Below are 21,872 nucleotides of genomic sequence, written 5' to 3' on the forward strand. Positions count from 1 at the left end.
GCGGCGCTATGCGTCCAGTTTGGTCAGCGGCGCGTACCTTAGCAATAGCCGCTTCTCGCCAACGCTGAACTTCACCTTCGCGACTGTCTTGTCGCCGGCGCCTTCAACGGCCAGGACCGTGCCGTTGCCGAAACTTGTGTGGTTGACCTTGTCCCCCACGCTAACGGCCACCACTTCCTTCTGCGGCTGCACGCGGTTCTTCGCGACGGCGGCGGGCACGTCGGCGTTGAAGCCGGCGGAAGGGCTCGCAGCGTTGCCGCGGGCTGTGCCGGCGCCCCAGAACGAGCCGCTGTACCGGCTGGATCCGATGGCGGCGCCGCTCCCCCAGCCGCCGACCTGGCGGCTGGTGCCTTCCCGCCGCCATTCCACCAGTTCGGCCGGGATCTCCTCGATGAACTGGCTGGCCGGGTTGTACTGGCTCTGGCCCCACATGCTGCGGACCTCCGAGCGGGTCACGTAAAGGCGCTTCCGTGCACGGGTCAGGCCCACGTAGGCAAGCCGGCGCTCTTCCGCGAGCTCCTTGGGATCCGTGGCGGACCGCTGGTGCGGGAAGAGTCCGTGCTCCATGCCGGTGAGGAACACCACCGGGAACTCCAGCCCCTTGGCCGTGTGGAGGGTCATCAGCGTGACAACGCCCAGCCGCTTGGCTTCCGCGACGGCGGCATCGATATCCGCGCCGGGGGCGTCCGGGATCTGGTCTGCGTCCGCAACGAGGGAGACCTGCTCCAGGAAGGCGCCCAGGGATCCTTCCGGGTTTTCCTGCTCGTATTCGCGCACGACGGCGACGAGTTCGGCGAGGTTCTCCACGCGGGACTCGTCCTGGGGATCCGTGCTGGACCGCAGGCCGGCCAGGTAGCCGGTCTGTTCCAGGACGGCTTCCAGGGCTGCCGCCGCGCCGGAGCCGGTGGCCACCTCCGCGAGGTCATCCAGCAGCTTCACGAAGCCCAGCACCGCATTGACCGAGCGGGTGGCCATGCCGGGAGCCTGGTCCGCGCGGCGGGCGGCGGCCATGAACGACGTGCGTTCGCGTTCGGCAAGGGCGGCCACAGCGCCCTCGGCGCGGTCGCCGATGCCGCGCTTGGGCTCGTTGAGCACCCGCCGGAGGTTGACGTCGTCGTCGGGGTTGACCAGGACGCGCAGGTACGCGAGGGCGTCCTTGATTTCCTTGCGCTCGTAGAAGCGCGTGCCGCCCACCACCTTGTACGGCAGCCCGACGCGCACCAGGACGTCTTCAATCGAGCGCGACTGGGCGTTGGTGCGGTAGAAGATGGCGACGTCGCCGGGGCGCAGGTTGTCCTCGTCCTGCAGCCTGTCGATTTCCTTGGCGATGAACTGGGCTTCGTCGTGTTCGTTCTCGCCCACGTAGCCGATGATTTTGTGGCCCTCGCCCTCGGCGGTCCAGAGCCGTTTCTCCGGCCGGTTGGGGTTGCGCGAGATCACCGAGTTGGCGGCGGAGAGGATGTTCTGGGTGGAGCGGTAGTTCTGTTCCAGCTTGATGGTGCGGGCGTTCGGGTAGTCCTTTTCGAACTCCACGATGTTGCGGATGTCGGCGCCGCGGAAGGCGTAGATGGACTGGTCCGAGTCGCCCACCACGGTGAGTTCGGAGGCCCCGGGTCCCTCGCCCACAATTTCGCGGACCAGTGCGTACTGTGCGTGGTTGGTGTCCTGGTACTCGTCCACGAGGACATGCCGGAAGCGCCGCCGGTAGGACTCGGCGAGCGCCGGAAAGGCCCGGAACATGTAGACGGTCTCGGCGATGAGGTCGTCAAAATCCATGGCGTTGGCCTGGCGCAGCCGCTGGGTGTAGCCCTTGAAGACATCGGCCACGGCTGATTCGAAGGGATCGTTGTGGTTGGCCGACATGGCGTAGGAGTCGGCGTCGATCAGCTCGTTCTTCAGCGCCGAGATCTTGTGCTGGATGGCCTTGGGCGCGAACTTCTTGGGATCGAGGTCCAGGCTCTTGGACACCTGGGTCACGAGGCGGAGGGAGTCCGCGGAGTCATAGATGGAGAAGTTGGACTTCAGTCCGACGTTCGCGGCCTCCTGCCGGAGGATCCGCACGCAGGACGAGTGGAACGTGGAGATCCACATGATCTTGGCCTTGCCGCCAACCAGCGCCTGGATGCGCTCCCGCATTTCCGCGGCCGCCTTGTTGGTGAAGGTGATGGCCAGGATCTCCCCGTGATGCGCCTGCCGGGTGGCGATGAGGTACGCGATCCGGTTGCTGAGTACCCGGGTCTTGCCGGATCCGGCTCCGGCAACGATGAGCAGCGCGCTGCCGGAATGCTTGACCGCTTCCTCCTGCTGGGGGTTGAGGCCCTGCAGCAGTTCATCGGCTCCGGGCAGCCGCGGGTGCGCCCGTTCCCGGCCGGATTCCTGCCCGCCGTTCCCGTACCGTGCAGGATCTTCCCCGCCCCCGGGGCGCGACTTAGTGAGCGCTGCCGCTCGCGGGGCAGCCTTGAACGGTCCGTCAGCGTAGGGGTCAAACAACATATCCATGGTGCTATAAGTCTAGGCGGTGGTGCCGACACTAACGTCCGGGCTTACTCCACCGAGCCGGCTTCGAGGGCCGAACGGAGCTGCCGGACCGCCGTCGTTCCGCCTGCCATGAACCATTCGAGTCCGTTCACACGGACTGTCTCGGCGGCGCCGCCGGCGGCGATCACGATCGCCTGGCCGGGGAGCCAGTCCCATTCGGGGCAGCTGTGCTGGAACCAGCAGTCCAGTTCGCCGTCGGCCACCCGGCCCAGGTCGCACGAGCCAGAGCCGAACATCCGCAGCGCCGCTGCAGCGGTGGCCGCGGCGTGCCAGGGCATGGCGCAGAGCGGGTCCGCGAGCCAGGACGGGTGGATGTAGGTTGCGGCACCCTGCTCGGCCAGCGGTTTCCGGGTCCTGGCCCCGCCGTCTTCGTGGAAGGAGGTGATCCGTTCTCCGTTGAGGGTTGCGGGCCGGGTGGTTCCGCCGAGCCACAGCTTGTCCTCTTCGGGCTGGAAAATGGCACCAAGCACGGTCCCGGCAGTGTCCTTGAGGGCGAGCGCGGAGCACCAGTACGTGGAGCCGTGCAGGAAGTTGTACGTGCCGTCCACGGGGTCGATCACCCAGGTCCGGCCGCTGCTGCCCTGGACGGACGCCCCTTCCTCCCCCAGGATGCCGTCGTCCGGCCGGCAGCGGCGCAGCTGGTCGAGGACGTAGGCTTCGGCGGCGTGGTCGGCGGCGGTGACAACATCGGAAACCGACGTTTTTTGCTGCCCTTCCAGGCCGCCCTGGCGCATCATGAGCGCCAGCATCCCGGCTTCCCTGACCAGGGCCTCGGCCAGCTGGTAGTCGTCCAGGCCCGCGTTGAGTTCAGCCGCGCTGTGCCTGCCAAGTTTGTGTCTTCCTAGTTCCGTCACGCGTCCCAGCCTATCCGGGGCCACCCGCAAGGGACAGGAACAGGAACAGAACCAGCGATAATGAACGCATGGCCAAGACACCAGCACAGCGGATCAAGAAACACGGCGCCAGGGCGTCCGTTCCCCAGCATCATCTGCCGCCGGTGATCAACCCGACCACCCGGCGGACGCCGGAGAAGGCCCAGAGCAACAGCAGCCTGATCCTGATCGCGGGCGTGGTGGCCAGCCTCTTCCTGTTCTGGTACCTGCACTTGCTGACGCTGAACCAGCTCACCCAGCTCTCGGGCGGCCTGCCCATGCCCGATTCGCTGATCGGGGGCTTTGACCAGGGCTTCGTGGAGCAGTTGAGGGCGGCCATGAACGAGGACGCCCGCGGCCAGCTCAACTACCTCCACAAGACGGCGGGCACCCTGTTTCCGCTGATCTTCGCCTTCACCTGGCTGCTGCTGATCGGGACCAACGTTGCGCGCAAACCCCTACGCTGGGCGCTCTGGGCGCTCCCGCTGCTGTTCGCTGCAGTCCGGTTGTGGGGGAACGCCGCCATTGATTCGATGATGTCCGCGTCAACTGCCGACGCCGGCCAGGTTGCACTAGCGTCCGTGCTCACCGTTTCCGGCTGGGTGCTGCTCGTGCTGAGCCTGCTGGCCAGCGGCGCTGCGGTGTTTATCGGCCGGAAGCCGCGGAAGTAGCTCCCGGGGCAGCGGCCCGCGCCGCCTTCCGCGCCCTCAGCTCCTGCCGCACCCGCTGGGCGATGACCAGCCCCGCCGTGGCCAGGCCGACCGTCACCGGGTAGCCCATGAAGCGCTCCAGCGTGCCCGGCTCGGGCACGGCCATCCCGGTGACGCCGCCGGTCACCAGGGCACCGAAGGAAACTGCGCCGCAGGCGAGGATGAACCAGCCCAGGGGTGACTGCCGCAGCCACAGCACCCCCAGCAGCAGCAGTGCCAGCGCGCCCCCGATGAAATACATCAGGGCGCCGGTCAGATGCACGGCAAACAAGCCGGCGTCTTCGGGCACCAGCCCCACGATGATTGTCCCGGTTCCGGCGGTGAAAGTCAGGACCTTGGCAGCGAGGGCGGTGAGCCAGGGCGCGCGGTGGCCCGGGCCGAAAGCGATCCGTATACCGGGACGGGCTGCCACGCACAAGAGCGCGGAGCTGAGGAGCAATGCCCCCGCGAGCATGCCCAGCCCCTGCACCACGAACGAGGCGTTCATCAGCGCGTGCAGGGGCGAGCAGACGTCCCGGTCCTCGTAGATCCCGCAGTGCACGGCCCCAAGGTCACTGATGTAGCCGGTCCGGCGGTCGTAGGGTTCCGGCCCCGCCCACGCCGCGATCACGGCCGATTCCGCCACGAAGTATTGCAGCACGCTCAGCTTGGCCCACGCCCCGAAATACTCCCGGGCGGAGGCGATATCCGGGAGGAACCCGGCCCGGTAGGACGTTGCTGGTGTTGCTGCAGTCATGCCAAGAGCGTAGTACGGGCCCGTACCTTGTATGCTTGTATCCGTGCCCGAACAGGACGGCCTGTGCCAACCGTTTCGGACGCCCGCCCTCGTAGCTCAGTGGATAGAGCACGGCTCTCCTAAAGCCGGTGTCGTTGGTTCGATTCCAATCGAGGGCACTTGAACTTCCACCTGCGCGCGTACCTGCTGGGCAGCTGGTCCGTGGAGCGCACCTTGTGGGACCGCAGTTCCGGAACCCGGGGGACCTTCACCGGCGTCGCCCTGTTTTCCCCCGCGGACGACGACGGCCTTGACTTCCACGAAGAAGGCACCGTGCGCTGGCCTACTCCGGACGGCGGCGCGTTCACGGGCCCGGCAAGCCGGAACTACATCCTGCAGCCTGCCGATTCCCCCGACGCGATGGACATGACGTTCCCCGACGGACGGCCGTTCCACCGCATGAGCTTCCGGGAAACGGCCAGCCAGGACAACCATTGGTGTGATCCGGACACCTACCGCGTGACGTACGCCCTCCGCGGACCCGACGAATTCAGCTATTCCTGGGACGTCCAGGGGCCCCGGAAGGACCTGCTCCTGGAATCAGTGCTGCGGCGGCTCGCCCCGGACGCGGATGGGCTAGGGTCGTAGCCGTGAAAGACCGCATTGTTGTGTCCGCCGTCTGCGTCTATGACCGCGCCGGCCGCCTGCTGACCGTCCGCAAGCGCGGCACGGACAAGTTCATGCACCCGGGCGGCAAACCCGAACCCGGCGAAACGGCAGCCCAGGCCGCATCCCGTGAACTGCTGGAAGAAGTGGGCATCATCGTGGCGCCGGAACATCTCCAGCTCATGGGCGTATGGCTGGCCGACGCCGCCAACGAGGCCGCCACGGATATCGAGGCCACGGTTTTCACTGCCCCCGGGACCTGGCAAGCGCACCCGTCCGCCGAGATAGCGGAAATCCGCTGGCTGGACCTGGCCGGCGAACTGCCGGCCGATCTTGCGCCCCTGTTGACGGACCACGTCCTGCCTGCCCTCGCCGCCGGCGGCAGGTAGCTTCCCGGGCTAGAACTCCGGCACAGCTTCCTCCACGACGGCGCTCGCTTCGGCAAACTGCGTGCGGTACAGCTCCGCGTACCGGCCTTCCGCCGCGAGGAGTTCGGTGTGGGTACCGCGCTCCACGATGGTGCCGTCCTCCACCACCAGGATCATGTCCGCGGCGCGGATGGTGGACAACCGGTGGGCGATCACGACGGCGGTACGGCCCTCGAGCGCGGCGCCCAGGGCCTCCTGGACCGCGGCTTCGTTGGTGGAATCCAGGGCCGCGGTGGCCTCGTCCAGGATCACGACGCGCGGTTGGGCAATGAGCAGGCGGGCGATGGTGAGGCGCTGGCGTTCGCCACCGGAGAGCCGGTAGCCGCGCTCCCCCACCACCGTGTCCAGGCCGTCCGGGAGCGTCCGGATCATGTCTTCGAGCCGGGCCTGCCGCAGCACATCCCACATGAGCTCGTCGCTGGCCTCCGGCCTGGCCAGGCGCAGGTTGGAGGCGATGCTCTCGTGGAACAGGTGCCCGTCCTGCGTCACCATGCCGAGCGTGTGCCGCATCGAATCGAAGGTGAGGTCGCGGACGTCCACCCCGGTCCCCGGAGTGGTTCCGCCGAAGCGGACGGCGCCGGAATCGACGTCGTACAGGCGGGAGAGCAGTTGCGCGATGGTGGACTTTCCGGCGCCCGAGGAGCCCACGAGGGCGACCGTCTGGCCGGGTTCCACCCGGAAGCTGATGCCGTGGAGCACCTCTTCGCCGCCGCGGGTGTCGAGCGTGGACACGTCCTCCAGCGAGGCGAGCGAGACCTTGTCTGCGGACGGGTAGGAGAAGCGGACGTCGTCGAACTCCACGGACAGCGGACCGGCCGGCGATGTCACCGCGTCAGGCTTCTGCTGGATGAGCGGCTTGAGGTCCAGGATTTCGAAGACCCGTTCAAAACTGACCAGGGCGCTCATGATCTCGACCCGGGCGTTGGAGAGGGCGGTGAGCGGCGCATAGAGGCGGGTGAGGAGCAGCGCGAGCACCACGACGTCGCCGGCGGCCAGCTGCCCCTGCAGCGCCAGGAAGCCGCCCAGCCCGTAGACCAGGGCAAGCGCCAGTGCCGAGACGAGCGTCAGGGCAGTCACGAAGGTGAACTGCAGCATCGCCGTCCGCACGCCGATATCCCGGACGCGTCCCGCGCGGGCGGCGAATTCCCGGGATTCCTCGTCCGGGCGGCCGAAGAGCTTCACCAGGGTGGCTCCGGGGGAGGAGAAGCGTTCCGTCATCTGGGTGCCCATGGAGGCGTTGTGCTCCGCGGCTTCCCGGCGCAGGTCGGCCAGCTTGGAGCCCATCCGGCGGGCGGGGATGAGGAAGATCGGCAGCAGGATCATGGCGAGCACGGTCACGAGCCAGGACTTGCCCAGCATCACAACGAGGGTGAGCGCGAGAGCCACGACGTTGCTCACGACGCCGGACAGCGTCCCTGCGAAGGCGGACTGTGCCCCGATCACGTCATTGTTGAGGCGACTGACGAGGGCACCGGTCCTGGTGCGGGTGAAGAAGGCGATCGGCATTTTCTGCACGTGGTCGAACACCTTGGTGCGCAGGTCCACGATGACGCCCTCACCGATGGTGGAGGACAGCCAGCGCGTCACCAGGCCCAGTCCGGCCTCGGCAACTGCCACGACGGCGATGAGGACAGCCAGCCGGATCACGACGTCGGCACCCACGCCGGCGATGATGGCATCCACCACCTGCCCGGCAAGGACGGGGGTGGCCACAGCCAGGACCGCCATGGCGATCGAAAGCAGCACGAAGGCGATCAGCTTGCCCTTGTGCGGACGGGCGAAGCCGAACACCCGCTTGAGCGTTGCCTTCGAGAACGGCTTCGATCCGCTCGAGGCGCGCGTGATGTTGTAAAGGGAGCTCCACGCTACCCGGTCCATGCTCATCGTGACTGGCCTTTCGTGGCACGTTCATTGGCGCGGCCCGCGTTGCCTTGCAGCGATCCCGCGCCGGCGAGTTGTTCGGTCACCACACCGTCCTCGACGTTCCACCGGACGTCCAGGCGCACATTTTCCAGCAGCCGCCGGTCATGCGTCACCAGGAGCAGGGCGCCGTCGTAGCTTTCCAGTGCTTCTTCGAGCTGCTCGATCGCGGGCAGGTCCAGGTGGTTGGTGGGCTCGTCCAGGACGAGCAGGTTCACGCCGCGGGCCTGCAGGAGCGCCAGCGCAGCGCGGGTCCGCTCGCCCGGGGAAAGCGAGTCGACCGGACGCGAGGTGTGGTCGGCTTTGAGGCCGAATTTGGCGAGCAGGGTGCGGACCTCGGCGGGGGTCAGGTCCGTCAGGACGGCTTCGACGGCGTCACCCAGGTTGAGGTGGCCGGCGAGCAGGCCGCGGGCCTGGTCGATTTCGCCGATGGCCACCGAGGCGCCCATGGCGGCGTTGCCGGAATCGGGCTCCCGGATGCCGAGCAGGAGCCGGAGAAGCGTCGACTTGCCGGCCCCGTTGGGGCCCGTGATACCGATGCGTTCCCCGGCGTTGAGCTGCAGGTTCACCGGTCCCAGGGTGAAATCGCCCTGGTGCACGACGGCGTCCCGCAACGTGGCCACCACTGCACTGGACCGGGGCGCCTGGCCAATGCTGAACTGCAGCTGCCACTCCTTGCGGGGTTCCTCGACCTCATCGAGCCGGGCGATCCGGGACTCCATCTGGCGCACCTTTTGGGCCTGCTTCTCCGACGATTCCGTGGAGGCGGCCCGGCGGATCTTGTCGTTGTCGGGGCTCTTCTTCATGGCGTTGCGAACGCCCTGGGAGCTCCATTCGCGCTGGGTCCTGGCGCGGGAGACGAGGTCCGCCTTCGTGGACGCAAACTCCTCGTAGCGCTCCCGGGCATGGCGCCGCGCGACGGCGCGTTCCTCCAGGAACGCCTCGTAGCCGCCGTCGTAAACAGCCACGGAATTCTGGGCCAGGTCCAGTTCCACGATGGTGGTGACACACCGTGCCAGGAACTCACGGTCGTGGGACACCAGGACCACACCGCCACGGAGGCCCTGGACGAATGCTTCCAGCTTGGCCAGTCCGTTGAGGTCCAGGTCGTTGGTGGGTTCATCGAGCAGGACCACATCGAAACGGCTCAGCAGCAGGGCCGCCAGCGCCACCCGCGCGGCCTGTCCGCCGGAAAGTCCGGTCATCAGCGCTTCCGGTCCCACGTCCAGGCCAAGGTCGGCCAGGACCGGCGCAATCCGTTCGTCAAGGTCGGCCGCGCCGGAGGCCATCCAGCGGTCGAAGGCCAGGGAGTAGGCGTCATCCGCGCCGGGGGCGCCGGACCCCAGGGCCTCGGCAGTGGATTCCATGTCCGCCGTTGCCTGGGCGCAGCCGGTGCGGCGTGCAACGTAGTCCGCCACGGTTTCCCCGTCCACGCGTTCGTGTTCCTGGGGCAGCCAGCCCACGAAGGCATCGGCCGGGGCCAGGTTCACCGTGCCGGCCAGTGGCTGGTCCACACCGGCCAGGAGCCGCAGCAGGGTGGATTTGCCCGCGCCGTTCGCTCCAACGACGCCCACGACGTCGCCGGGCGCCACTGTGAGGGAAAGTTTTGAGAAGAGTGTGCGGTGGTCGTGACCGCCAGAAAGATCTTTGGCAACTAGGGTTGCAGTCATTAGTCCATCCTCTCACTGCGGCCCAAAACGGCCTGAAATCCCGCCGGGCATGGAGGAACCCGCTGGTCCGGACTTGGGGGGTGTACGGACCAACGGGTTCGACCATTTAGCATAGTTCATATACCCCCCGCCGTAAAATCGACCGACGAATCCAGCCCGCCCCACCCCGCAGGAAGCCATCCATGCCACTCCCCGCCAAGGCGTTCCAACGCTGGCTTCACGGAATTGCACCCCAGGCGAGCACTGCCGATATCTGCAGGATCTCGGGGGTCAAGCGGACCACGTTGGCGCAGCAGCTGGTCCGCGGGAAAGTGGCGGAAAGCACCGTTGTCAGCATCAGCCGGGCCTTCAACATCAACCCCGTGGCGGCACTGGCCACCTTTGAAAATTTCGGCGAGCTCGGCGGGAGCCCGCTGCTTCCCACCGCCGCCGAGCTGGTCAGCCAGATCGCCACGATGGATTTGCTGAAGGCAGTCATTGCCCGCTCCGCCGAGGCTGCGCGAGCGGGCGACACGGACCAGCCGCAGCCGGCCCCGCCGCTGACCCCCGTTCCGCATGCGACGTCGGTGAAGAACTGGGTGGACGCAATCGACGACGGCGAGCTGCGGCACCGGGTGTCGGCAGCCACGGGAATCGCCCCGCAAAACTACTCCGCGCAGCTGACCGCCAACCGGCTGACTCCCGAGCTGGCCATCGCCACGGCCAAGGCGGCCGGCACCGGCCTGACCGGCGGGCTGGTGGCCACCGGCATGATCACCGAGGTGGAGGCCGGCTGGCCGCGGGGGGCGCGGCAGGCAGCCCTGGACGCGTTGTCCGATGGGGAGCTCGCCGCCCTGGCCGGTGACCGGCTGCAAGCACTGGGGAAGACCCTCAAGCGCCAGGAACAAGACCACGAACAAACCAAAACGATCTGGGAGAACCTCGGATGATCGAGATCCTGCAATGGTCCACGCTGGCAATTTGTTGTGCCGCCGCCGTGGCCCGAATTCCAAGCGCCGTCAGGGGTGAGAACAGGTCGCTTTTCTATATTTTCGTACTGGCCACCCTGGCGATCCTCCTGAGCATCGATGGCCCGTACATTGCCATCGACCGGCTGCTCGGAGGCACCAACGTCGCCAACCTCATCCTTCGGTTCGTCATCTTTGCCGTCATCTTCTTCATCGGGCTGCGTTTCATCAGGGGCTTCGGCGCCCATGGGGCGCGGCGGTGGCTCCTGGGCATGCCCGGGCTGCTGGTGCTTGGCGTTATTGCTGCCGCCATGGTCGTCTTCTTCGCCATGATGGATTCGTCCGGCTCATCGGCGGGGCTTGTGGCTGTGTCCCAGAGCAGCGAGAGGAATGCCCGGCTCGTCGAATATTATGGCGCCGCCGGGCGCGCCTATCCTGCCTATGTCTCTCTGGTGCTGCTCCCCGCCATGGCGAAGGCCGTTGCCAGCCGGCTGCCGGTGCTGGTCCGGGCAGGGGCGCTTCTGCTGGCTGTCGGCGGCATCTCGCTGGCCATAAGCCTGCTTTTCCCCTTCATTCCGGCACAGTGGCACTTCCTCAGATTCATCATCAATTACGGGGCCGCGCTCTGCTTTGTCCTCGGCCTTGCCGCCTTTTGGGCTGCGCGGGTCCGGGCGACCCAAATGAGCACCCGGAAGTCATCTACTGCAAAGTAGACTTAGTGCTTTCACAAAATCATTAGAACGTGAGAGAATCATGAAAGTGTGAAAGTGGGTGCGGGCTGGGGTCGTGAATGGGGATAATCCGTTCGGCGCCGGCCGGCCACTGAGCGCTATTGGGGGGATGAGTGGTGGCGGGCCGTTGGGGACCGCCCCCACTCAGCCTGTTTAACGGCGGGATGGCCGCGGGCCAGCGCCCTGGACCCCTGGCGTACTAGCGGGCAAAGCGCAGGGTGACCAGCTGGAACGGCCGCAGCGTCAGCTTTGCGGAGTCCTTGCCGGCAGTCACGCCCGGGTCCTCAACCGGACGCTCCAGCAGGTCCACCGCCTGCACTTCCCTGGCGTCAAAGTTTGCCGTCACCAAACCCTCGGACCGCTCCCCCAGCGACTCATAAAGCCGCACAATGACGTCGCCGGAACCGTCCTCCGCCAGCTTCACCGCTTCCACCACGATTCCCTGGTTGAACACGGTAAACAGCGGGCTGACGGCGTTGGCGCCCTTCACGATGCGCGGGGCAAGGTTGGTCCGGTAGCCCTCTTCCACGGCATCGGCGATGGCCGCCCCGGGCCTGATGGTCACCAGGAGCTCGTGCCGCCCGCGGTCGGCGCCGGGATCCGGATATTTGGGAGCGCGCAGCAGGGACGTGCGCACGGTGGTGGTGGTGCCGCCGTCGTCCCTCACGCTGCGGGTGACATCGTGCCCGTAGCTGGAGGCGTTGGAGACCGCCACGCCATAGCCCGGCTCTGCCACGTGGATCCAGCGGTGGGCGCAGATTTCGAACTTGGCCGCTTCCCAGGACGTATTGGTGTGGGTTGGCCGGAAGACATGCCCGAACTGCGTCTCCGATGCTGATCGGTCCGCGCGGACGTCCAGGGGGAAGCCGATCTTGAGCAGTTTTTCCCGTTCCTGCCAGTCAACGGAGGTCAGGATGCCCAGGGAGCCGGAACCGGCCTCCAGCGAAATCCGCTGGGTGATCGCTGATGTTCCGGCCAGCCGCTCCACCACCACGACGGCGTCCCAGCCGCCCCGCTCCAGCGTCACCGAATGCGCTTCGGTCAGTGAGGTGACGTTGCGGCGGTAGAACTCGTCAATGTCCCACGCGTCCCATTCGTTGGGCGTGTCGCGGTGGAGTTCCAGGTGGTTCCCGAACTGGCCGGGGGCAATCGCTTCCCGGCCGCTGGCGTGGTCGATCAGCGAGGTCAGGAGTCCGTTGGAGTCCAGCACGGCCTGGATCACGCCGTTATCCAGGATGTATCCCCCGCCGGATTCGGTGACCGTCACCGGGTGGTCGCTGCGGACGGGTTCGGCGGCAGCCAGTGCAGGCACGCCGCTGCGTTCGTGCGGCGCGGCGTTGAGCAGGAACTCGCGGCTGCCCTCGCCGAGAACGGCACGGGCAGAGCCGGCAATGATGGACTCCAGGGCATCCGAGATGGCTGCGTAGTTCCGCTCCGCGTCCTGGTGGACCCAGGCAATGGAACTGCCGGGCAGGATGTCATGGAACTGTTGCAGCAGGACCAGCCGCCAGAGGCGTTTCAGCTCGGCTGCCGGGTAGGTGAAGCTGCCGTCAGTACGGACGGACGCGGTGGCGCACCAGAGTTCGGCCTCCCGGAGCAGGTGCTCGCTTCGCCGGTTGCCCCGTTTCGTCTTGGCCTGGCTGGTATAGGTTCCGCGGTGCAACTCCAGGTACATCTCCCCCACCCATACCGGCAGGGACGTGTATTCGGCCTGTGCCTGGCTGAAGAAGTTCGCGGCCGTTCCGATCCGCACCTTCGGGGACCCCTCGAGGTCGGCCGTGCGGTGGGCTGCTGCGATCATCTCCCGGGTGGGGCCGCCGCCGCCGTCGCCGTAGCCGAACGGGACCAGGGAGACAGTGCCGCGGCCGTGGTCCCGGTAGTTCCGCTCCGCATGCGCCAGTTCCCGCCCGCTCAGCTCGGAGTTGTAGGTGTCAACCGGCGGGAAGTGCGTGAACAGCCGCGTGCCGTCGATGCCTTCCCAGTTGAACGTGTGGTGCGGCATCCTGTTGACCTGGTTCCAGGAGATCTTCTGGGTCAGGAACCACTTGCTGCCGGCTGCCTTGACGATCTGCGGCAGGGCGGCGGAGTACCCGAAGGAATCAGGCAGCCAGGCTTCCCGGCACTCCACGCCGAACTCGTCCAGGAAGAACTGCTTGCCTTCGATGAACTGCCGGGCCATGGCCTCTCCGCCGGGCATGTTGGTGTCCGATTCCACCCACATGCCGCCGACCGGCACGAACTGGCCCGCTTTGACCTTCTCGCGGATGCGGCCGAACAGCTCCGGATAGAACTCCTTCATCCAGGCGAGCTGCTGCGCGGACGAACAGGAGAACACGAAATCGGGAGACTCGTCCATCAGCGCCACGACGTTGGAGAATGTGCGTGCACATTTGCGGATGGTTTCCCGGACGGGCCACAGCCAGGCCGAGTCGATGTGCGCATGGCCCGTGGCCACCAGCTGATGGGCCGAGGCGTACGCCGGGCGGGAGAGTACCTCAGCCAGGGCTGCACGGCCGGCCGACGCGGTGCCGCTGACATCGTCCGGGTCCATGACGTCCAGCATCCGCTCCAGGGCGCGCAGGATCTCGTGGCGGCGGGGCAGTTCCATCGGCAGCTCGTGCATGAGCCCGCTGAGCGTCCAGACGTCCTGCTGAAGCTCCCAGACGGTCTGGTTGAGTTCGGCGATGGCGATGGTGCCCAGCCGGTATTTGGGTTCGCTTCCCGCTGTTTCCTTGTCCCCGTAGGGCATGGCTGCGAAGGTCCATCCCTGCGCGACGTCCGGGTTGGCAGCTGCCTCCACGTAGAAGTCCACTGCCATTCCGCTTCCGAGGAGCTTCAGGGGGATGTACTGGTTCCGCGGCGAGATGGCCTTGATGATGGTGCCGTCCGGCCGCCACGCAATTCCCTCGCACTGGAATCCCGGCAGTTCGCGGGTGAAGCCAAGGTCCACCACGATCTCCACCGCGGTATCCGGAGCGGTCCCCCAGGAATCGGGCACTTCGCCCTGCAGCCTCAGCCACTTGGTGCTCCATGGCTTACCCCAGGCAGTTCCGTGTTCCAACGGGGCGAAGTCGTGGCGGAGGGCTTCCATGACGGAAACAGGCTCGTCCGGAACGTCCCAGCTGGTCAGGTTCAGCGGGACGCTGCGGGTGTACACCGCGGGGTCCACGCGTTCACGCATGAAGCGGTCAAGACGGACTTCCGTGATGCGGCGGTCGTCGTGCAATGTGGTCCTCTTTAATACCTGTGGTCTGGAAGCTGACGGCTGGCTCGCGGTATTGGCCTTGGCGTTGGCTTCAGCTTATGCGCAAGCCCTTGAACACTGCCGAAGGAGCGGATCGGCGCGTCCAATCGATGGATAAAATCTACTGTGCCAGGCCCGATAAACCAAGCACTTTGTCCTATCCGGGGACCGGAGCCGGTGCCTGGATCCGGTGCTGCCCGGCATAAACGTTGAGGGTGGCGCCCCTGCTGAAGCCGGCCAGTGTCATGCCGCTGGCGTCAGCAAGTTCTACGGCCAGGCTGGATGGCGCACTGACGGCAGCGAGCACAGGAATCCCGGCGAGCGCCGCCTTCTGGACCAGTTCGAAGGAGGCACGGCCGGAAACCTGCAGCACGGTGCCCGCCAGCGGCAGCAGCCGTTCGCGGAGCGCCCAGCCCACCACCTTGTCCACGGCGTTGTGGCGTCCCACGTCCTCGCGCAGGCACAGCAACTCAGTGCCGCCGCCATCGGTGATCCTGAAGAGGCCGGCCGCGTGGACCCCTCCGGTGGCGTCGAAGACGGCCTGCGCCTTACGAAGCTCGTCCGGGAGCCCGGCGAGCGTTACGACCGGGACGGTCAGCGGATCACCGGCAGGGCTGAAATGCGATGACTTGCGGACGGCGTCGATGGAATCGGTGCCGCAGATGCCGCAGGAACTCGACGTGAAGATGTTGCGGCCCCTCTCGGGGAGGACGACGTCCGGCCGCAACTGCGCCTCCACAACATTGAAGGTCTGAACGCCGTCCTCGTCCTCACCCGCGCAAAACCGCAGGGAGATGAGTTGCTCGGGGTCCCAGATGATGCCCTCGGACACCAGGAACCCGGCCACCAGGTCAAAATCGTCCCCGGGCGTGCGCATGGTGACGGTAAACGGGAGGGATCCCAGCCGGACTTCCAGCGGCTCCTCCACGGCAAGTACGTCTTCCCGGTGCCGCACGGGATATGCGAGGGACTGCGGCGAACCGTCCAGGACAAACTTGTGAATTTTGCGGCGTTGCGTCATGCGGGCCACGATGCGCTCCTCTTTAGTGCGGGATATGACCATCATTGCAAGCCCGGACGGCCTTCACCAGCCGGGACCGTTTTAGCCGAGCAAAGCACTCCAGTCCACCGGGCCGTCTGATGCGGCGGGCTTCCGCGGGGTCTTGCGGGGAGCCGCTTTGGCCTTCGCCGCGGCCGGTTCAGCCGCCGGGATCGGGGCACCCCACGGCAGGGCGAAAGCGGGCGCGGCCTCCCCCAGCTGGATGCCGTGCGGAGGTACAACCAGGACGCCGTCGGCAGCCGCAAGGCCGCGCATCATCCCGGACCCCGCATGCTGGGCAGGTGATGCCATGCCGTAGAGCAGCCTGAAAGGCATCAGCCGGGTCCTTCCCGGTTCAGCGTCGATCATCGTCCCGCACGGTACCTCACTGATCGGCGGCAGCGACCCGTGGCCCAGCGCGGCCAGCAGCGGAGCCCCCACTGTGCAGAGCGCCATCATCGCGGCAAGGGGATTGCCGGGCAGTCCAAGGATGAAGCGGCCGTCCGGCAGTTCGGCGAGGACTGCCGGGTGCCCGGGCCGCATCGCGATGCCGTCGATCAACAGGCGGCCGCCGAGTTCCGCGACCGCGCGGCGGAGGTGGTCTGTCCCGGACCGGCCGGTGCCGCCGGTGGTGATGACGACGTCGGCAGGCGCCTCCTCCGCAGCGTCGTCTTCCAGGGCGGCGAGCCATTCGTCGTAGCTGTCACCGATTTTGTCCTGCCCGGCGCTGATGCCGCCCATCATCTCGACGACGGCGCCAAGCTGTGGTCCGAAGGTGTCGCGCACCTTACCCGGCGCCGGCAGGCCTGAGGTGACCACCTCGGAGCCCGTGAGCAGGATCCGCACCACAGGTTTTCCCTGGACGTGGAGGGAGTCGTGGCCGGCAAGCGCCGCGAGGGCCAGGTGGGCCGGGTTGAGTACAGTTCCGCTGGCGATCAGGACGTCGCCTGCCGCTGCTTCCTCGCCGGCTTTCCGGATGTGCTGGCCGTTCCTCGGTTCACCGGGCCGTGCCCCGCCGCCCAGGACCAGCACGGGGAGCCCTTCCTCATCCGTTGCCATGGCGCCGCTTTCGCTGCGGAGCACAGCCTTGGCACCAGGGGGAATCAGGCCGCCGGTGACGATGGGACTGGCCTGGTGGGGTGCCAACCGGTGGCCGGGCTCCGCGAGGATCCACGGCCCGCTTCCGTTGACCGCCCAGCCGTCCATGGCCGATGAAGCGTAGTGCGGCATGTCCTGGAGCGCGGTGACGTCCTCCGCGAGTGTCCGGCCGAGCGCGGTCCTGAGCGGCACCGGCCCCGGCGGGATCGGTGTTGCGGAGTCGAATGACGCCTGCCGCGCCTCCTGCCAGGTGTGCGCCAAATGGGTGTGGCCGGTGTCGGCAGTACCCGCTTCGGCAGTCCCCGCTTCAACAGTGCCCGCTTCGGCAGTCCCAGTTTCCGCGGTGCCGGGGCCCTCGGAGGGTTCCCCGTTTTCAGGCACGTCGCTGGCGGCGTCCCCGCCGCCCGGCGGCGCAGCCGTCATGCGCCGGGGTTCCCGCTGCTGACGGCCGGTCCGTCATCGGGCTGCGGCGTGGCCGCGGCGGAATCCGCCGCTGCGTAATCCATCGCCAGCGCCCGCGCCACGCCCATGGCGGCCTGCATTGAAACCGCGTCCGGGGCCTGCCCCGAACCAGACGCCATACCCGCCGCGAAGCCGGCGATGAACGTGGTCAGCGGCGCCGCAGGACGGACCACAGAGTGGGCCGCAACCCCGGCGAGCGCCAAGACTTCATTGACGTCCACTTCGACGTCCTCCAGCTCGAAGGCTTGCAGCAGTGCCCGGCACCAGTCCTCCAGCGTTTCGTCCTGGCTTTTCACCGTTGCCTCCAAACTCAAATTCAGTTGCAGTACCACCGCCCGGTCCCACCAACGGTGGCTTATGACCCCTGGCGGGATACCCCTAGCGCGGTGGCATCGTCCCAGGTATCCACATCGTCCGTGGCACCGGCGGGGACGGTAACAGTCCGCACGTCAAGCCTAGCAAGGAGGGCGAAGACTGAAGCGCCTGCCAGGCCTCCACTCTCCCCCAGTTCGTTCACGGCACGTTGTAGCGCAGCTGTGCCATAAAAACCCGCAAGCGGCTGTCTGCGGCCATCAGGCGAAGCGGACATGACTCCCGCGGAGCCGGCCGCGCCGCTGCTGTCCTCCGCCAGGGCGAGCAGAAGTGCGGCAACGGCCTGGTCGGCTTTGGGCATGTCACACGCCAGGATCAGGGTCGTCGCCGCGCGCAACGGACCGCGTGCGCGATCCAGGGCGGCCAGGCCGGCGCCTATGGCCGCCGCCGGCCCGGCAAACGCGGGTTCCTCCCGGCATGACAGGACACCGGCGGGCAGTCCGCCGGGATCAGGTCCCACCACCACCACCGCTCCCGCCCCCGCGGCTGCCGCGAGCGACCGCGACAGGAGGGTGGCGCCGTCGTACACCAACTGGGACTTGGGCACGCCACCCAGGCGCGATGACCGCCCGCCGGCCAGTATTAAGGCATCAAACTCCACAGTGCCAGCCTAGCCATGCAGGCCGACACCGCGGAACCGTGCAGCCTTAGGAACCGTGCAGCCTTAGGAACCGTGGAGCCTTAGGAACCGTGAAACCTTAGGCGGCGGATTCGGGCAGGAGGAAAGGGTCCCACGCGGGCGTGGGCTTTTCCAGTTCCTTGATCTGCCAGATGGTGCCGTGCGGAGGCGCGGGGACGAACCTGAGCTTCCAGCCCATCTCGGCGGGCGTGTGGTCGCCCTTCACGTTGTTGCACCGAAGGCAGGCGGCCACCAGGTTCTCCCAGGAATCGGCACCGCCCCTCGATTTCGGGTGGACGTGGTCAATGGTGTGTGCTGCCTTCCCGCAGTAGGCGCAGCGGTGGCCATCACGGCGCAACACGCCCCGGCGGCTCACAGCAGTGATGGTGTTGTACCGGGGCCGGATGTAGCGGTTCAGGAGTATCACGGACGGACGGCCCAGGATCTCCTGCGGCCCGACGACAGGATCGTCGCCTTCGGCCACTACGCTAGCTTTTCCGGTCAGCACAAGAACCAGCGCCCGGCGGAAGGTCACAACCGCCAGCGGTTCATATCCAGCATTAAGAACGAGAGTGCGCATGCACATACCTCTTCACGGCCGCACCCGTCAGGGGCTCGAGGGCCGGCTGCCCTCTGCTTGTCCGGGCTATGGATCGACAACACAAGAGTAAACACTCAAGTGGCCTATCGCCGAATCGGCTCATTACCATAGACTCCGTGTCGGCAAAAATTCACCTGCCGGAAACGCAAAAGGACCCCTGCCCGAAGGCAGAGGTCCTTTTGTTACGCGTGAACCGGGGTATTAGCCGCCGACGCGGATGAAGACCGGGCCGGAGCCAACGTTGACGCTGAACAGCGAGGTGGTTCCACCGTTCCAGCCGCCGTGGACGGCCTGGCCGTTGCCAACGTAGACAGCGATGTGGGCCATGCCCATGCCGCCGTTCTGGTAGTACGCGAGGTCGCCCGGCTGTGCCTCAGCGGCGCTCACGGTGCGGCCCAGGGACAGGTAGCCTGCCGGCCAGCCGTGGTAGTTGACGCCAACGGCTGCAAGCGCGTTGGTGGCGAGGGCGGTGCAGTCCTGTGCGACACCCAGCTGGGCGTAGGCGGCAGCGGCAATCGCGGCACCGTTTCCGCTGGCGGCGGCGGGGGCTGCAGCTGCAGGGGCGGCCGGGGCCGACACGGTCGCGGCAACGGCAACCGGAGCAGCCTCGGGAGCAGCTTCCTGAACCTCAACGACGGGCTTGGGAGCCTCGACGACCGGAGCCGGGGAGGTGGAGACAGCCGGCTTCTCGAAGGAGATGGCGATGCTGGAAGCGGCCGAGATGTTGGCCGGAGCAGAGGACTGCACTTCCAGGGTGGAAGCAGAGGTTGCTTCGCGCTGAACGTTGGTGTCGGCAGCGTTGGCTGCGATACCGCTGGTCAGGACCAGGCCGGAAGCTGCAGCGATAACCGCAGCCTGACGGCCCATGCCGCCGGCGTTGTCGCCGACAGCCTTGGCAATGACAGCAAGCGAGTTGGTTTTGGTAACCTCGGCGCGGTGCCGTGCGATCGCACGAGTAGTCATTATTTCTCTCTTTCGTTTTCCTCAGACTGCGTGGCAGGCCGCGGTTTTTGGACGCTCCGGCATCTTGGGGGTAAGCCGGAACGGCCCGAACAGGTTTATTTAGCGAAGAACGCGCGCTTCAGCGACGGGAAACCCGTGATGGAGCGAAGCGCCGCGTGTTCTAGCGAAGCGTGTAGAACGCGGAAGTGCCCGTGGCGGACACAGCGTGCAGGATCGTGCCCTGCGACGGGTTCAGCGCGCTGATCATCATGCCGTTGCCGACGTAGATGCCAACGTGCGCACCGCCGTTTTGCATGACCAGGTCGCCCGGCGCCGGGGTGGCGGTGGGCGTCATGGCGGTCCATGCATTGGTGCGGGGGATGCTGATGCCGGCCTGGGCGTAGACCCACTGGGTGAAGCCTGAGCAGTCCCAGCCGCTGGGGGTGGTGCCGCCCCAGACGTAGGCGCTGCCAATACCGGTGTACGCGATGGCGGCGAGGCCCGATGCTGCTGCAGAGGAGGCGGCGTCGGCAAGCTTGCCGGCCTTTGCTTCCCCGTCAGCTGCTGCGGAGGTCTCGCTGGCGTCGGCACCGGTGGACTGTGCCCGGACGGTTTCAATCTTGGGCGCTGCCGTCGTGGTGACGGACGGACGCTCGAAGGAAACAGTCGCTGTCGGTTCAGCGGTTACGGCCAGCTGGGCTGACTGAGAGCCGGACTCCGTCGAAGCGGAAACACCCAGGTTGGTATCGGCGGCATTTGCCGGCATGCCAACACTGAGGATCAGTCCGGACGCAGCTGCGATCACAGCCGCCTGGCGACCTACGGTCCCGGCGTTGGCAGTAACAGCCCTGGACACGGAGTTCAACGGGTTCGTACGAACCGTTTGCGCACGGTGGCGCGCAGAAGTGTTGCGTGTAGACACGAAGGTAGCCTCTCCCAATGCCTACGAGGTGAGCTGTCGGATTCGGATGGGAGTCACCCGGCCGCTCGGCTTCCTGGGAAGCTTTTGCGACTTAACCCCAAGGTCTTCTTGCGAAGACCAAAATTGGTTCCCCCGCCTCTGCCAGACGATGTCATGCGAACGGACCTTGAGCGGTGGCAGAGTTAGGCAATCCACTCAAGAGCGCCAACTTCGGAAAAGTTGGCGTGCTCTAAACGGTACAGGAATTCCGAACGAATGTCACATTCAGGTCACGGCATGTCACAGGAATGCGAGAGCGACCCATCGTTTGGGTCAGAGCCAGCCGGTGGGGTCGACGACTTCGCCGTTGACCATCACTTCGAAATGGAGGTGGCAGCCGGTGGAGGCGCCGGTGGTCCCGCTGAGGGCCACAACCTCGCCTCGGCTGACCTTCTGGCCGACCTGGACGCTTGACGACGAAAGATGGTTGTACGTGGTTTCGAGGCCGTTGCCGTGGTCGATCACCACGCGGTTGCCGCCGCCGTAGGGGTGCCAGCCGGTGAACGTGACCGTTCCGCTGGCGGCAGCCAGGACGCTGGTGCCACACTGTGCCGCATAGTCCTGGCCCCGGTGGAACTCACCGGCTCCGCCGGTTATCGGGCTGACCCGGAAACCGAAGGGCGACGCGGAAACCAGGTGTTCCAGCGGTGCCCCAAGGCTCCCGGCGGAAGCCGCGCGGGTGATGGTGCCCGCGGACTGCGCGCTCAGGAGCTGCTTGAGCTTGCCGTCGGGATCGCCCTTGGTGGCAACGTAGGTGCGGTTGAAGTCGATTTTGGCGCCGGCAGCGGCGGAAACCTCCGGCTGCGCTGCAACCGAAGCGGCCACGCCGGCATTCCCGGTGTCCGCAGTGGACATCATGGGGCCTGTCGACGGGACGGTCACGGTGAGCACCAGTCCGGTGGCGGCCAGGGCAATGCCGGCCTTCTGACCCACGCCGCTCGCCGAAGCGAACTCCGTCACCTGGCTGAACAGGCTGCGGCGCCGGCGTGCATCACGGTGCGCATCGCGCGGCCTGACCGTCATAACGGCTTCGGCCACGGGGTACTCCGAAGCGGGACCGGTCGCCCTGCGGCGGCCCCTGACGGTCTGCGTGGTCAAGAATTATCCTCTCTGGAGAGCCTGCGAAGTTAGCTGTCGGATTCGGGTCAGAGAGTGCAAAGACCCGGTCCGCCATTGCAAGGCATCCGGCACAGGTGTCCCTAGGGAATCCTTCGTCGGAGGTGACTTGCCGCTGACGGACTTCACCCCAAGGCCGTTTTCAACGGCCGATTGTGGTTCCTCCGCCTCTGCCAGGAGATGGTTCTGACACTGATCCGCTGGCAGAGCTCGGCTTCGGA

At 66.8% G+C, this 21,872-nt stretch carries 19 protein-coding genes, 1 tRNA gene and 2 riboswitches; of the genes, 6 read left to right on the forward strand and 14 right to left on the reverse strand.

Annotated elements, in window-relative coordinates; genetic code table 11:
- Nucleotides 1-6 precede the first annotated feature (6 nt).
- Together pcrA and BS38_RS0113495 are read right to left on the reverse strand one after the other, a co-directional pair.
- Nucleotides 7-2,499: a DNA helicase PcrA gene (pcrA, locus tag BS38_RS0113490; RefSeq protein ID WP_043438673.1), complete on the reverse strand. Its 2,493-nt coding sequence runs from the start codon at nt 2,497-2,499 to the stop codon at nt 7-9.
- Between the two features lie 44 nt (nt 2,500-2,543).
- The gene (locus BS38_RS0113495; RefSeq protein ID WP_028271291.1) at nt 2,544-3,392 is read right to left on the reverse strand and encodes an inositol monophosphatase family protein; all 849 of its coding nucleotides are present in this window, start codon (nt 3,390-3,392) and stop codon (nt 2,544-2,546) included.
- A 68-nt stretch (nt 3,393-3,460) separates the two neighbouring features.
- Between BS38_RS0113495 and BS38_RS0113500 the strand changes: the two genes are divergently transcribed.
- Nucleotides 3,461-4,081, forward strand: a complete 621-nt coding sequence (locus BS38_RS0113500; RefSeq protein ID WP_028271292.1) for a hypothetical protein — start codon at nt 3,461-3,463, stop codon at nt 4,079-4,081.
- On the opposite strand, the gene BS38_RS0113505 is transcribed toward BS38_RS0113500, so the two are convergent.
- Nucleotides 4,056-4,856 carry a DUF998 domain-containing protein gene (locus BS38_RS0113505; RefSeq protein ID WP_028271293.1) on the reverse strand — a complete coding sequence of 267 codons (801 nt, stop codon included), beginning with the start codon at nt 4,854-4,856 and terminating at the stop codon, nt 4,056-4,058. The two genes, BS38_RS0113500 and BS38_RS0113505, sit on opposite strands and share 26 nt — an antisense overlap.
- An 85-nt stretch (nt 4,857-4,941) precedes the next feature.
- Between BS38_RS0113505 and BS38_RS0113510 the strand changes: the two genes are divergently transcribed.
- The 3 genes from BS38_RS0113510 (at nt 4,942) to BS38_RS0113520 (ending at nt 5,890) form a co-directional block, all read left to right on the forward strand.
- Nucleotides 4,942-5,014: transfer RNA gene (locus BS38_RS0113510), tRNA-Arg, on the forward strand.
- 1 nt (nt 5,015) lies between these two features.
- Entirely contained in the window at nt 5,016-5,483 is a 468-nt protein-coding gene (locus BS38_RS0113515; RefSeq protein WP_028271294.1) for a DUF6314 family protein, read from the forward strand.
- Between the two features lie 2 nt (nt 5,484-5,485).
- A complete protein-coding gene (locus BS38_RS0113520; RefSeq protein WP_028271295.1) occupies nt 5,486-5,890 on the forward strand; it encodes an NUDIX hydrolase in 405 nt (134 codons plus the stop codon).
- A 9-nt stretch (nt 5,891-5,899) separates the two neighbouring features.
- Here the strand turns inward: BS38_RS0113520 and BS38_RS0113525 are convergent, their stop codons facing one another.
- Together BS38_RS0113525 and BS38_RS0113530 are read right to left on the reverse strand one after the other, a co-directional pair.
- Nucleotides 5,900-7,813, reverse strand: a complete 1,914-nt coding sequence (locus tag BS38_RS0113525) for an ABC transporter ATP-binding protein (protein ID WP_028271296.1) — start codon at nt 7,811-7,813, stop codon at nt 5,900-5,902.
- Nucleotides 7,810-9,519, reverse strand: a complete 1,710-nt coding sequence (locus tag BS38_RS0113530; protein ID WP_028271297.1) for an ABC-F family ATP-binding cassette domain-containing protein — start codon at nt 9,517-9,519, stop codon at nt 7,810-7,812. Before BS38_RS0113530 ends, BS38_RS0113525 begins: the two co-directional genes overlap by 4 nt.
- 182 nt (nt 9,520-9,701) lie before the next feature.
- Between BS38_RS0113530 and BS38_RS0113535 the strand changes: the two genes are divergently transcribed.
- On the forward strand, nt 9,702-10,448 hold the full coding sequence (locus BS38_RS0113535; RefSeq protein WP_028271298.1) for a hypothetical protein: 747 nt from the start codon (nt 9,702-9,704) through the stop codon (nt 10,446-10,448).
- Nucleotides 10,445-11,179 carry a hypothetical protein gene (locus BS38_RS0113540; protein WP_028271299.1) on the forward strand — a complete coding sequence of 245 codons (735 nt, stop codon included), beginning with the start codon at nt 10,445-10,447 and terminating at the stop codon, nt 11,177-11,179. The genes BS38_RS0113535 and BS38_RS0113540 overlap by 4 nt, the downstream gene beginning before the upstream one ends.
- 217 nt (nt 11,180-11,396) lie before the next feature.
- Here the strand turns inward: BS38_RS0113540 and BS38_RS0113545 are convergent, their stop codons facing one another.
- The 9 genes from BS38_RS0113545 to BS38_RS0113585 form a co-directional block, all read right to left on the reverse strand.
- Nucleotides 11,397-14,423 (reverse strand): alpha-mannosidase, encoded by a 3,027-nt coding sequence (locus BS38_RS0113545; protein ID WP_028271300.1) that lies wholly within the window; start codon nt 14,421-14,423, stop codon nt 11,397-11,399.
- A 175-nt stretch (nt 14,424-14,598) separates the two neighbouring features.
- Nucleotides 14,599-15,471, reverse strand: a complete 873-nt coding sequence (fdhD, locus tag BS38_RS0113550) for a formate dehydrogenase accessory sulfurtransferase FdhD (protein WP_028271301.1) — start codon at nt 15,469-15,471, stop codon at nt 14,599-14,601.
- Between the two features lie 72 nt (nt 15,472-15,543).
- Nucleotides 15,544-17,001, reverse strand: a complete 1,458-nt coding sequence (locus BS38_RS0113555) for a molybdopterin molybdotransferase MoeA (RefSeq protein ID WP_028271302.1) — start codon at nt 16,999-17,001, stop codon at nt 15,544-15,546.
- Nucleotides 16,998-17,336, reverse strand: coding sequence for a DUF6457 domain-containing protein (locus BS38_RS27620; protein WP_028271303.1), 339 nt, complete (start codon nt 17,334-17,336; stop codon nt 16,998-17,000). Before BS38_RS27620 ends, BS38_RS0113555 begins: the two co-directional genes overlap by 4 nt.
- Before the next feature lie 59 nt (nt 17,337-17,395).
- The gene (gene mobA / locus BS38_RS27625) at nt 17,396-17,959 is read right to left on the reverse strand and encodes a molybdenum cofactor guanylyltransferase (protein ID WP_331280051.1); all 564 of its coding nucleotides are present in this window, start codon (nt 17,957-17,959) and stop codon (nt 17,396-17,398) included.
- Nucleotides 17,960-18,110: 151 nt separating this feature from the next.
- Entirely contained in the window at nt 18,111-18,611 is a 501-nt protein-coding gene (locus tag BS38_RS0113570) for an HNH endonuclease (protein WP_028271305.1), read from the reverse strand.
- Between the two features lie 222 nt (nt 18,612-18,833).
- A complete protein-coding gene (locus BS38_RS0113575; RefSeq protein ID WP_028271306.1) occupies nt 18,834-19,595 on the reverse strand; it encodes an NlpC/P60 family protein in 762 nt (253 codons plus the stop codon).
- Between the two features lie 160 nt (nt 19,596-19,755).
- A complete protein-coding gene (locus tag BS38_RS0113580) occupies nt 19,756-20,430 on the reverse strand; it encodes a C40 family peptidase (protein ID WP_028271307.1) in 675 nt (224 codons plus the stop codon).
- A 70-nt stretch (nt 20,431-20,500) separates the two neighbouring features.
- Nucleotides 20,501-20,660, reverse strand: a riboswitch (cyclic di-AMP (ydaO/yuaA leader).
- A gap of 148 nt (nt 20,661-20,808) precedes the next feature.
- A complete protein-coding gene (locus tag BS38_RS0113585) occupies nt 20,809-21,633 on the reverse strand; it encodes a M23 family metallopeptidase (protein WP_028271308.1) in 825 nt (274 codons plus the stop codon).
- Nucleotides 21,634-21,636: 3 nt separating this feature from the next.
- Nucleotides 21,637-21,847: riboswitch (cyclic di-AMP (ydaO/yuaA leader) on the reverse strand.
- Nucleotides 21,848-21,872 lie beyond the last annotated feature (25 nt).

Source organism: Arthrobacter sp. UNC362MFTsu5.1 (genome assembly GCF_000685965.1).
Classification (GTDB): Bacteria; Actinomycetota; Actinomycetes; order Actinomycetales; family Micrococcaceae; genus Arthrobacter.

Excerpts from the sequence above, each read along its gene's own strand:
- pcrA (WP_043438673.1), bottom strand. The coding sequence starts at position 2,499 with ATGGATATGTTGTTTGACCCCTACGCTGACGGACCGTTCAAGGCTGCC.
- BS38_RS0113500 (WP_028271292.1), top strand. The coding sequence starts at position 3,461 with ATGGCCAAGACACCAGCACAGCGGATCAAGAAACACGGCGCCAGGGCG.
- BS38_RS0113505 (WP_028271293.1), bottom strand. The coding sequence starts at position 4,856 with ATGACTGCAGCAACACCAGCAACGTCCTACCGGGCCGGGTTCCTCCCG.
- BS38_RS0113525 (WP_028271296.1), bottom strand. The coding sequence starts at position 7,813 with ATGAGCATGGACCGGGTAGCGTGGAGCTCCCTTTACAACATCACGCGC.
- BS38_RS0113530 (WP_028271297.1), bottom strand. The coding sequence starts at position 9,519 with ATGACTGCAACCCTAGTTGCCAAAGATCTTTCTGGCGGTCACGACCAC.
- BS38_RS0113535 (WP_028271298.1), top strand. The coding sequence starts at position 9,702 with ATGCCACTCCCCGCCAAGGCGTTCCAACGCTGGCTTCACGGAATTGCA.
- BS38_RS0113540 (WP_028271299.1), top strand. The coding sequence starts at position 10,445 with ATGATCGAGATCCTGCAATGGTCCACGCTGGCAATTTGTTGTGCCGCC.
- BS38_RS0113555 (WP_028271302.1), bottom strand. The coding sequence starts at position 17,001 with ATGACGGCTGCGCCGCCGGGCGGCGGGGACGCCGCCAGCGACGTGCCT.
- BS38_RS0113570 (WP_028271305.1), bottom strand. The coding sequence starts at position 18,611 with ATGCGCACTCTCGTTCTTAATGCTGGATATGAACCGCTGGCGGTTGTG.
- BS38_RS0113575 (WP_028271306.1), bottom strand. The coding sequence starts at position 19,595 with ATGACTACTCGTGCGATCGCACGGCACCGCGCCGAGGTTACCAAAACC.